This window comes from Kitasatospora sp. NPDC059408 (assembly GCF_042751525.1).
GTDB lineage: Bacteria > Actinomycetota > Actinomycetes > Streptomycetales > Streptomycetaceae > Kitasatospora.
In genome coordinates this window covers 22,792-33,515 of the sequence record NZ_JBHYWI010000058.1, presented here as the reverse complement: position 1 = coordinate 33,515, position 10,724 = coordinate 22,792, and the positions used below count along the sequence as shown (strand labels likewise).

At 71.5% G+C, this 10,724-nt stretch carries 7 protein-coding genes and 1 pseudogene; 4 read left to right on the top strand and 4 right to left on the bottom strand.

Going from position 1 to position 10,724, the window contains the following annotated elements; all coding sequences use genetic code 11:
• Positions 1 to 111 precede the first annotated feature (111 nt).
• The 4 genes and pseudogenes from ACFXDE_RS30930 to ACFXDE_RS30915 all read right to left on the bottom strand — a co-directional run bounded on the left by ACFXDE_RS30930 (position 112) and on the right by ACFXDE_RS30915 (position 5,899).
• Complete coding sequence (locus ACFXDE_RS30930) at positions 112 to 1,002, bottom strand: metal-dependent hydrolase (RefSeq protein ID WP_380497951.1); 891 nt, start codon at positions 1,000 to 1,002, stop codon at positions 112 to 114.
• Positions 1,003 to 1,099: 97 nt separating this feature from the next.
• Complete coding sequence (locus ACFXDE_RS30925; RefSeq protein WP_380497950.1) at positions 1,100 to 2,095, bottom strand: Yip1 family protein; 996 nt, start codon at positions 2,093 to 2,095, stop codon at positions 1,100 to 1,102.
• A 173-nt stretch (positions 2,096 to 2,268) separates the two neighbouring features.
• Positions 2,269 to 3,342, bottom strand: a pseudogene (locus tag ACFXDE_RS30920) (sugar phosphate nucleotidyltransferase); the annotation flags it as partial.
• Between the two features lie 334 nt (positions 3,343 to 3,676).
• Positions 3,677 to 5,899, bottom strand: a complete 2,223-nt coding sequence (locus ACFXDE_RS30915; RefSeq protein WP_380446466.1) for a (Fe-S)-binding protein — start codon at positions 5,897 to 5,899, stop codon at positions 3,677 to 3,679.
• A gap of 346 nt (positions 5,900 to 6,245) precedes the next feature.
• Between ACFXDE_RS30915 and dnaK the strand changes: the two genes are divergently transcribed.
• The 4 genes from dnaK to ACFXDE_RS30895 all read left to right on the top strand — a co-directional run bounded on the left by dnaK (position 6,246) and on the right by ACFXDE_RS30895 (position 10,591).
• Positions 6,246 to 8,093 carry a molecular chaperone DnaK gene (dnaK, locus tag ACFXDE_RS30910; RefSeq protein WP_380446465.1) on the top strand — a complete coding sequence of 616 codons (1,848 nt, stop codon included), beginning with the start codon at positions 6,246 to 6,248 and terminating at the stop codon, positions 8,091 to 8,093.
• A complete protein-coding gene (gene grpE / locus ACFXDE_RS30905) occupies positions 8,090 to 8,713 on the top strand; it encodes a nucleotide exchange factor GrpE (protein WP_380446464.1) in 624 nt (207 codons plus the stop codon). Before dnaK ends, grpE begins: the two co-directional genes overlap by 4 nt.
• Positions 8,714 to 8,904: 191 nt before the next feature.
• Positions 8,905 to 10,050: a molecular chaperone DnaJ gene (gene dnaJ / locus ACFXDE_RS30900; RefSeq protein ID WP_380446463.1), complete on the top strand. Its 1,146-nt coding sequence runs from the start codon at positions 8,905 to 8,907 to the stop codon at positions 10,048 to 10,050.
• A gap of 25 nt (positions 10,051 to 10,075) precedes the next feature.
• Positions 10,076 to 10,591, top strand: coding sequence for a heat shock protein transcriptional repressor HspR (locus ACFXDE_RS30895; RefSeq protein WP_380497968.1), 516 nt, complete (start codon positions 10,076 to 10,078; stop codon positions 10,589 to 10,591).
• Positions 10,592 to 10,724 lie beyond the last annotated feature (133 nt).

The window sequence follows — 10,724 nt, the reverse complement described above, 5'->3', positions numbered from 1 at the left end:
GTTCTCCCGCGTCGGGTCCCCCCCCGGGCGGGGCGCCCCCGCCCGCCCGGGGGGCCCCCGCCCGTGGCGTTCTGGGGCCCGGTCCTCAGGCCCGGCCGGTGCGCCCGGTCCTCAGGCCCGCTTCGGGCGGGTGACGGCGACGAGCTCGGTGCCGTCCTCGGACAGCCGCAGCTCGGTGCGGAGCTCGGCCAGCTCGCCCAGGTGGTGCAGGTGGGTGCCGCCGCAGGAGATCTGCGCGCCGCCCTCGGGCAGCTCGCAGTGCCACTGGCGGCGGGCGGTGAGCTCGGGGCCCGGCACCTCGATGCGGACGGCGGCGTCGGCGGCGACCCAGGCGGCCAGCTGCGCGTTGACGGCCTCGGTGACGGCGGGCAGGGCGTCGGCGAGGGCGGACAGCTCGTCGGTGGCGTCGGCCGTGAAACCCTTCTTCTTGAGCGACTTGCCGAGCCGGTAGGTGTCCGTGCTGGCCTCGGTGTCCATCACCGAGGTGGCCATCGCGAGGCTGTCGAAGTCCGGGTGGCCGAGGGCGTCGGCGCGGCCCGGGTCCTTGCGCCAGCGCGGGGCGAGCGCGGCGTTGAGGGCGAGGGCGAGCAGGTGGCAGCCGCTGTGCGAGGCGCTGAGGGCGGCGCGGCGCTCGGCGTCGACGGCGAGCACGGCCGTGCGGCCGACGAGGTCGCCCGGGTCGGCGGCGACGACGTGCAGGACGAGCCAGGACCACTCCTCGTCGCCGCGCCGCACCGGGATGTCGGCGCCGACCAGCGGCGCGCCGCCGTCCGGGCCGACCGCGCCGGTCAGGCAGTCGACGACGGCCAGCTCGGCGCCGTCCACGGTGAGCGTGCCGAGGTCGGCGGGCTGGTCGGGCCAGGTGTGGTCGAGCGGGTGGAACGGCGTCGCCGCAGTGACGACGGCGTACCGGCCGTCGGCGAGCGGGTGCACCGCGAGCACCGGGGACTCGCCGGTCACCGCCCCGGCCGGGAAGCTGACGTGGGTGGTGGGGAGGGTCATGCCTGGCTCCGGTGGGTGGTCGCGGCCGACGGGGGACGGACCCCGGTTCGCGGGGCCCGTCCACCATTCTGCCGTCCGCCCCGCCGCCGTCCGGCGGTCAGCCCAGGGTCGGCAGCTTGATCAGCACCAGCAGCGCGAGCAGTTGGACGGCCGCGGCGCCCGCCGCCTTGCCCCAGGGCAGGTCGTGCACCCGGCGGACCATCGTGGTCAGCAGGAACGCGCAGAACGCCCAGGTGGCCCAGCCGACGACCTGCACGACCGCGCTGCCGGAGGGCAGCACCAGGGCGAGCAGCAGCCGGGGCGCGTCGGTCAGCCAGCCGATCAGCGCGGCCAGGCCGACCGTCGACTTCCACGGGCCGTCCCCGCCGAGCTGGCGGGCCAGCGCGTAGGTGACCGCGCCGAAGATCGCGCCGGTGACGGTGAAGCCGAGCGCGGCGGCGGCCATGCCGGTCAGCGCGACGGTGAAGGTCGAGTTGACGATGTCGTTGTGCGTCAGGCCGATGCCGAGCACCGCGAGCGCGCCGTAGAGGAGCGAGACGGTGAGGGCGGGCAGCCAGACCTGGTGGTCACGGGTGCGGTCGAAGGTCGCGGCCGGCGCGCGGACGATGCCGAGGAGCAGCTCGCGCCAGTGCGGGCGCGGCCCGGAGACGTGCGGCGACGACTGGCCGCCGGCCCGGTAGACGGCGACGTTGTCGTGGCCGTACGGCGGCTGCGGCTCCCCCTGGGGGTATCCGTAGCCCTGCTCGCCGTAGCCCTGGTCCCCGTACCCCTGGTCGCCGTAGCCCTGGTCGCCGTAGCCCTGGTCGTAGTGGCCTGGAGCCTGCCGGCCCTGCCCCTGGTACCCCTGCGTCGGGTAGTCCTGGTACGGGGGCTGCCCCGCGTACGGGTCCCCGCCGGTCGGGAAGGACCGGGTGTTCCCGGGCCGGTCGGCGGCGTACGGGTCGTGCGGAGCGACCCCCTGGTGCGGGGCCGTGAAGTACTCCGGCCCGTCCGTCTGCCCGTGCCCCCCGGGCGCCCCCGCCGGTGGCGGAGGGGCCGACCACCCGCCGTGGGGGTCGGCGCCCTGACCGCTGTCGTATCGATTACCAGCCACGTTCCGAAGGTACCCGTCCGGCCCAGTCCGCGTACGCCCCGGACGGAGCCGGGGCCGGTTTGCAGCGAGCCTGAGACGAACGGGGCCGGAAGCGGGCGTCAGCGCTGCGCGGTGACGGTCGGACCGTGGACGGCCGCCGCGGCCGAGGCGCCGGCCGGGCAGCCGCCCGGGCCGGCCGAGGTGCGGACGGCGCCGACCGGCAGCAGCGTGCCGCAGGCGATCCGGATGCCGTTCGGCAGCTCGTTGTCGGACTCGACGATCGCGCCGTCGCCGATCACCGCGCCGTCCAGGGCCGAGCGGTCCCCGACGGTCGCGAAGGCACCCACGATGGAGTCCTTGACCAGGGTGTCCGGGCCGATGACGGCGCCGGGCAGGATGACGCTGCCCTCGACGATCGCGCCGGCCTCGACCACCGCGCCCTCGGACACGACGGTGCCGCCGCTGAGCACCGCGCCGGGGTGGACGGTCGCGCCGGGCAGCAGCAGGGCGTCGCCGGTCGGGCCGGGGACGGCCGGGGAGTCGACCTTGCCGAGGACGAGGTCGGCCGAGCCGCGGACGAACGCGCCCGGGGTGCCGAGGTCCAGCCAGTACGAGGTGTCGACGACGCCGCGCAGCAGCGCGCCGGTGGCGAGCAGCTCGGGGAAGGTCTCGCGCTCGACGGACACCTCCCGGCCGGCCGGGATGCGGTCGATGACGGACCGGGTGAAGACGTAGCAGCCGGCGTTGATCTGGTCGGTGACGATCTGCTCGGGCGTCTCCGGCTTCTCCAGGAACTCCAGCACCCGCCCGTCCGCGTCGGTCGGCACGAGGCCGAAGGCGCGCGGGTCCTCCACCCGGGTGAGGTGCAGGGTGACGTCGGCCCCGGCGGCCACGTGGCCGTCGCGCAGGGCGGCGATGTCCACGCCGGACAGGATGTCGCCGTTGAAGACGAGGACCGGCTCGTCCGGGCCGCAGGTGAGCCCGGAGGCGGCGTTGCGGATGGCGCCGCCGGTGCCGAGCGGCTCGCGCTCGGTCAGGTAGACCAGCTCGATGCCGTACGGGGTGCCGTCCTGGAAGTGGTCCTCGAAGACCTCGGCCAGGTAGGAGGTGGCGAGCACCACGCGGGTGACTCCGGCGGCCGCGGCGCGGGCCAGCTGGTGCGCGATGAAGGGGACGCCCGCCACCGGCAGCATGGGCTTGGGGGTGTGGGTGGTCAGCGGACGCAGTCGCGTGCCCTTACCACCGACCAGCATGATCGCCTCGGTCATGGTCTGCGCTGTTCCCCTTGTGGTCTCTGCGGCCCGGCCCGGCGGGCCGCACCTCTCTTCGTCCGTATGGACCCGTCCGCCCACCGGCCGTCCGGCCGTGGTCCGGCCGTGGTCCGGGTGTCCGGAACGGGTCGACCGGCCCGCGGGCCGGTCTGGCCTACTGTATTTCCTTCCAACCGAATGCCCGTCCGGCGGCTGTGCGATTGGCATCACTCGCCCGCCGCCGGGGCCTGCGGGGCAGCGCCGCCGAGGCCCCAAAAGCCCGGCCCGGCGGAGCGCTTTCGCGGCGGCCGCCGGGCCGGGCAGTTGTAGCAGAACTGTCGAACAGGGGCCGCTACGCGTCCACCGTCGCGGGCTCCTCGGTCTCGGCCGGCGGGGTCGCCTTGACCGAGTCGAGCAGCAGCTGGGCCACGTCGACCACCTTCAGGTGCTCCTTGGCCGCGCCCTCGTTCTTCTTGCCGTTGACCGAGTCGGAGAGCATCACCAGGCAGAACGGGCAGGCGGTGGAGACGATGTCCGGGTTGAGCGACAGCGCCTCGTCCACGCGCTCGGTGTTGATCCGCTTGCCGATGCGCTCCTCCATCCACATGCGCGCACCGCCGGCGCCGCAGCAGAAACCGCGCTCCTTGTGCCGGTGCATCTCCTGCTGGCGCAGACCCGGGACCTTGTCCATGATCTCGCGCGGCGGGCTGTAGACCTTGTTGTGGCGGCCCAGGTAGCAGGGGTCGTGGTAGGTGATCAGGCCCTCGACCGGGTTGACCGGGACGAGCTTGCCCTCGTCGATCAGGTGCTGCAGCAGCTGGGTGTGGTGGATGACCTCGAAGTGGCCGCCCAGCTGCGGGTACTCGTTGGCGATGGTGTTGAAGCAGTGCGGGCAGGTGGCGACGATCCGCTTGACCGGGGCGTCCTCCAGGGCCGCGTTCAGCGTCTCCACGTTCTGCGCGCCGAGCATCTGGAAGAGGAACTCGTTGCCCAGGCGGCGGGCGGAGTCACCGGTGCAGGACTCCTCCTTGCCGAGGATCGCGAACTTCACGCCCGCGGTGTGCAGCAGCTCGGCGAAGGCCTTGGTGGTCTTCTTGGCGCGGTCCTCCAGGGCGCCGGCGCAGCCGACCCAGTAGAGGTACTCGACCTCGGCGGGGTCGATGTCCTCGCCGATCACCGGCACCTCGATGCCGGTCTCCTTCTTGAGCTCCTTGACCCAGTCGAGGCGGGCCTTGGTGGCCATGCCCCACGGGTTGCCCTTGTTCTCCAGGTTCTTGAGCATCGTCCCGGCCTCGGTCGGGAACGAGGACTCGATCATCACCTGGTAGCGGCGCATGTCGACGATGTGGTCGATGTGCTCGATGTCCACCGGGCACTGCTCGACGCAGGCGCCGCAGGTGGTGCAGGACCACAGGACGTCCGGGTCGATGACGCCGTTCTCCTCGGCGGTGCCGATCAGCGGGCGCTCGGCCTCGGCGAGGGCGCCCGCCGGGACGTCCTTGAGCTGCTCGGCGGTCGCCTTCTCGGTGCCCTCCATGTCCTTGCCGCCACCGGCGAGCAGGTACGGGGCCTTGCCGTAGACGTGCTCGCGCAGGCTCATGATGAGCAGCTTCGGCGACAGCGGCTTGCCGGTGTTCCAGGCCGGGCACTGCGACTGGCAGCGGCCGCACTCGGTGCAGGTGGAGAAGTCGAGGATGCCCTTCCAGGAGAAGTGCTCGACCTGGGAGACGCCGAAGACGGCGTCCTCGGCCGGGTCCTCGAAGTCGATCGGCTGGCCGCCGGAGGTCATCGGACGGAGGGCGCCGAGTGCGGTGCCGCCGTCCTCCTCGCGCTTGAAGTAGATGTTGAAGAAGCCGAGGAAGCGGTGCCAGGCCACGCCCATCGAGGGGTTGAGGCCGATGGTGGTCGCCCAGGCGAAGGAGATGCAGATCTTCAGCATCGCGAAGAGCCAGATCAGGTTCTCCAGCGTGCCGTGCGACAGGCCGCTCAGCGCGGAGGTGATCGGGTACGAGACGAGGTGCGCCGGGCCGTACGAGTCGACGCCGTTGAGGGCGCCCTCCAGGGCGCGCAGCATCAGGATGCACAGGCCGATGCCGAGGATCGTGTACTCGACGTAGAAGGCCTGCCAGGCGATCGAGCCGGCGAAGCGGGACTTGCGTCCGGAGCGCGACGGCAGGCTCATCAGCCGGATCACCATCAGGGTCAGGATGCCCAGGGTGGTGAGGGTGCCGACGAGCTCGACGAAGAGCTGCCAGATCATCCAGTGCCCGATGACCGGCAGCTCGAACTCGGCGTCGAAGAGCTGGCCCATCGCGTTGACGATGGTCAGGACCAGGCTGAAGAAGCCGACCGCGACGAACCAGTGCGCGATGCCGACGATCCCCCAGCGGTTCATCCTGGTGTGGCCGATGAACTCGACCGCGACGGTCTTCACGCGCCGGGCGGGCTTGCCGAAGCGGGTGGTGTCCGGCGCGCCGGTCAGCACCACCTTGAAGATGTGCCACGCCGCACGAAGGGCGAGCGCGGTGCCGATCACGAACGTGACCAGCGAGATGACGATCGCTGCTAGCTGCATCGGCTCCGTCTCCTGCGGCTTGCGGTTGAGCAGTCCGGGTTCTACGTCTTTACCAAGGGAGTGTACTCGTCGGTAACTTGCCGGGCCGACGGCCCGGACATTACCGCTCGTCAACAGTTCTCCAGAAGGTTCCCAAGGTATGGCGGCAGTCACGTAACTCCACTCCCGCCACCTCGGCCGGGGCGGCCGTCACTCCGACCGGGGACACCGCGGGCCCCGCGACCGCCGCCCGAGAGGACCGGCATCAGCAAAGTTGAGTGCTACCGACTCATAGCTGTTGACGCCGCCCGGCGGGTCATGCATCCTTGAGCCCGTAAAGCTCAACTCTTCCGTGGAGGTATCTACGATGGCACGCGCGGTCGGCATCGACCTCGGTACGACGAACTCGGTCGTCAGCGTTCTGGAGGGTGGCGAGCCCACCGTCATCACGAACGCCGAGGGCGCGCGGACCACGCCGTCCGTCGTCGCTTTCGCGAAGAACGGCGAGGTCCTGGTCGGCGAGGTGGCCAAGCGCCAGGCGGTCACCAACGTCGACCGCACCATCCGCTCGGTCAAGCGCCACATGGGCACCGGGTGGAAGATCAACCTGGACGGCAAGGACTTCAACCCCCAGCAGATCAGCGCCTTCATCCTGCAGAAGCTGAAGCGGGACGCGGAGGCCTACCTGGGCGAGACCGTCACCGACGCGGTCATCACCGTCCCGGCGTACTTCTCGGACTCCGAGCGCCAGGCCACCAAGGAGGCCGGTGAGATCGCGGGCCTCAACGTCCTGCGCATCGTCAACGAGCCGACCGCGGCCGCCCTGGCCTACGGCCTGGACAAGGACGACCAGACCATCCTGGTCTTCGACCTCGGCGGCGGCACCTTCGACGTCTCCCTGCTGGAGATCGGCGACGGGGTCGTCGAGGTGAAGGCCACCAACGGTGACAACCACCTCGGTGGCGACGACTGGGACCAGAAGGTCGTCGACCACCTGGTCAAGGTCTTCCAGTCCGGCCACGGGGTCGACCTGTCCAAGGACAAGATGGCCCTGCAGCGTCTGCGCGAGGCCGCCGAGAAGGCCAAGATCGAGCTGTCCTCGTCCTCCGAGACCTCGATCAACCTGCCCTACATCACGGCCTCCGCCGAGGGCCCGCTGCACCTGGACGAGAAGCTCACCCGCGCCCAGTTCCAGCAGCTGACCTCCGACCTGCTGGAGCGCTGCAAGATCCCGTTCCACAACGTGATCAAGGACGCCGGCATCTCGCTCGCCGAGATCGACCACGTCGTCCTCGTCGGCGGCTCGACCCGCATGCCGGCCGTCGCCGAGCTCGTCAAGGAGCTGACCGGCGGCAAGGACGCCAACAAGGGCGTCAACCCGGACGAGGTCGTCGCCATCGGCGCCTCGCTCCAGGCCGGTGTCCTCAAGGGCGAGGTCAAGGACGTCCTGCTGCTCGACGTCACCCCGCTGTCCCTCGGCATCGAGACCAAGGGCGGCATCATGACCAAGCTGATCGAGCGCAACACCACGATCCCGACCAAGCGCTCCGAGATCTTCACCACGGCCGAGGACAACCAGCCGTCCGTGCAGATCCAGGTCTACCAGGGCGAGCGCGAGATCGCCGCGTACAACAAGAAGCTCGGCATGTTCGAGCTGACCGGCCTCCCGCCGGCGCCGCGCGGCCTGCCGCAGATCGAGGTCACCTTCGACATCGACGCCAACGGCATCATGCACGTCGCCGCCAAGGACCTCGGCACCGGCAAGGAGCAGAAGATGACCGTCACCGGCGGCTCCTCGCTGCCGAAGGACGAGGTCGACCGCATGCGCCGCGAGGCCGAGCAGTACGCCGAGGACGACCACAAGCGCCGCGAGGCCGTCGAGACCCGCAACTCCGCCGAGCAGCTCGTCTACTCGACCGAGAAGTTCATCGCGGACAACACCGACAAGCTCCCGGCCGACGTCAAGACCGAGGTCGAGACCGCCATCGGCGAGCTCAAGGAGGCCCTGAAGGGCGAGGACATCGCGAAGATCCGCGAGGCCTCGGAGAAGGTCTCCACCACCGCGCAGAAGCTCGGCCAGGCCCTCTACGCCAACGCCGACGCCGCCGGTGCCGCCGCCGGGGACTCCGCCGCCCAGGGCAAGGACGACGACGTCGTCGACGCCGAGATCGTGGACGACGAGAAGCACGACAAGCCCAAGGGCGGCGCGGCATGACGGACAAGACGCAGGGCGGCAAGCCCGGCGACGACTCCGCCGCCGAGGAGGCCGTGATCAAGGCCGCCGAGGAGGCCGCCGCGGCCGGCTCCGGCGACGCGTCGGACGAGCTGGCCGCCGCCAAGCGCGAGGCCACCGAGCGCACCGCGGACCTCCAGCGCCTCCAGGCCGAGTACCAGAACTACCGCAAGCGGGTCGAGCGCGACCGGCTCACGGTCCGCGAGATCGCGGTCTCCAACATCCTGGAGTCCCTGATCCCGGTCCTGGACGACATCGGCCGCGCCCGCGAGCACGGCGAGGTCACCGGCGGCTTCAAGTCCGTCGCCGACTCCCTGGAGACGGTCGTCGCCAAGCTGGGCCTCCAGCAGTTCGGCAAGGAGGGCGAGCCCTTCGACCCGACCATGCACGAGGCGCTGATGCACAGCTACTCCTCGGACGTCACCGAGGACACCTGCGTGCAGATCCTCCAGCCCGGCTACCGGATCGGCGAGCGGATCATCCGCCCGGCGATGGTCGCGGTCGCGGAGCCCCAGCCGGGCACCCAGACCACGGCCGGGCCGGACACCGACACCGCCAAGTCCGAGAAGTCGGACAAGGCCGACGGTGGCAAGGACAGCTGACGACCTGTGACGGGCGCACGCCCGTCCCAGTAGATGAACCAGTGCGCTGCGGAGTCGTACGCCGGTCAGTACGGCGATCGGCTCCGCAGCGCACTGTCGGCAACAGGCCCGCGCGGCCGGGCTGTTGACAACGCAGTGCCGCGGGCTGTTGACAAGGCAGTGACGATGGACATCGGGAGGTGGCGCAAGCCATGAGTGGCAAGGACTTTGTCGAGAAGGACTATTACAAGGTCCTCGGCGTGCCCAAGGACGCCACCGCCACCGAGATCAAGAAGACCTACCGGAAGCTGGCGCGCGAGTTCCACCCGGACGCCAACAAGGGCGACGCCAAGGCCGAGGAGCGCTTCAAGGACATCTCCGAGGCGTACGACGTCCTGTCCGACGAGAAGCGCCGCAAGGAGTACGACGAGGCCCGCAGCCTCTTCGCCAACGGCGGCTTCCGCGCCGGCGGGCCCGGCACCGGCAACTACAGCTTCGACTTCGGCGACCTCTTCAGCGGCACCCAGGGCGGCAGCGGCGGCATCGGCGACGTCTTCGGCGGCCTCTTCAACCGCGGCGGCCGGCAGGCCCAGCCCCGGCGCGGCGCCGACGTCGAGACCGAGGTCACCCTCTCCTTCGAGGAGGCCGTCGACGGCGCGACCGTCCCGCTGCGGATGACCAGCCAGGCCCCCTGCCGCGTCTGCAACGGCACCGGCGCCAAGTCCGGCACCACCCCGCGGGTCTGCCCGACCTGCGTCGGCGCCGGCACCGTCAGCCGGGGCCAGGGCGCGTTCGCGCTCTCCGAGCCCTGCAAGGACTGCAAGGGCCGCGGCATGATCGTCGACGACCCCTGCACCGACTGCCACGGCAGCGGCCGGGCCAGCTCCGCCCGCACCATGCAGGTCCGCATCCCGGCCGGCGTCCAGGACGCCCAGCGCATCCGGCTCAAGGGCAAGGGCGCCCAGGGCGAACGGGGCGGCCAGCCCGGCGACCTCTACGTCACCGTGCACGTCGACGCCCACCCCGTCTTCGGCCGCAAGGGCGACAACCTCACCGTGACCGTCCCGGTCACCTTCCCCGAGGCGGCGCTCGGCGGCACCATCGAGGTGCCCACACTCGGCGGCCCCGCCGTGAAGCTCAAGCTGCCCCCGGGCAGTGCCAACGGCCTCACCATGCGGGCCCGCGGCAAGGGCGCCACCCGCAAGGACGGCACCCGCGGCGACCTCCTCGTCACCGTCGAGGTCGTGGTGCCGCAGCACGTCACCGGCGACGCGCTGTCCGCCCTGGAGCAGTACCGCGAGGCCACCGCCTCCGACGACCCGCGAGCCGCCCTGTTCCGGGCGGCGAAGGGAGCGTGACGACCAGATGTCCCCGATGACCCCGATGACCCCCGACGGCCCGATCGGCCCGATCGGCCCGGGCCTCGGCGAAGGCCTGCCCGGCGACGGCCGCCGCCCCCGGCGCGCCGCGGCGCCGCCCCAGTACGTGCTCACCGAGGACACCCCGGTGTACGTGATCTCGGTGGCCGCCGAACTCTCCGGCCTGCACCCGCAGACCCTGCGCCAGTACGACCGCCTCGGCCTGGTCTGCCCCGACCGCACCGCCGGCCGCGGCCGCCGCTACTCGGCCCGCGACATCCAGCAGCTGCGCGAGGTCCAGCGGCTCTCGCAGGACGAGGGCATCAACCTGGCCGGCATCAAGCGGATCATCGAGCTGGAGAACCAGGTCACCGCCCTCCAGTCGCGCATCGCCGAACTCGCGGACTCCCTGGAGGGCGCCGCCGCCGCCCTCCAGCAGCGCGAAGCCGCCGTCCACGCCTCCTACCGCCGCGACCTCGTCCCGTACCAGCCCCCGACCCCCCAGTCGAGCGCCCTGGTCGTCTGGCGCCCGAAGCGCTGACTCGGCTGAACACCCAGCCCGGCCGCCGGTTCCCTCCTGTTCGGGGGGTGCCGGCGGCTTACTTGTGGTGAGAGGGTGCCAATCGAAGCGTCACTCCGCAATGGTGGAACAATGCCCGGTTCCGGATCCCGCG